This window comes from Bacillus cereus group sp. BfR-BA-01330 (assembly GCF_022663885.1).
GTDB classification, from domain to species: domain Bacteria; phylum Bacillota; class Bacilli; order Bacillales; family Bacillaceae_G; genus Bacillus_A; species Bacillus_A cereus.
In genome coordinates, this window is record NZ_JAKUGK010000038.1 from 1 (window position 1) to 235 (window position 235).

The window sequence follows — 235 nt, forward strand, 5'->3', positions numbered from 1 at the left end:
AAAATTAAAAAATATGAGCTACACTGTTATCTAGTTTTCAAAGAACATACATTTATATATGAGAGATAGTTCTCTCAAAACTGAACAAAACGAAACACGGAAACTTTATTGATGAACAGCGTTCATCAATTCTCCATAGAAAGGAGGTGATCCAGCCGCACCTTCCGATACGGCTACCTTGTTACGACTTCACCCCAATCATCTGTCCCACCTTAGGCGGCTGGCTCCAAAAAGG

At 40.0% G+C, this 235-nt stretch carries 1 rRNA gene; it reads right to left on the reverse strand.

The features are described from left to right. Positions 1-139 precede the first annotated feature (139 nt). Positions 140-235: ribosomal RNA gene (locus tag MR112_RS28735) — 16S ribosomal RNA — on the reverse strand; the annotation flags it as partial.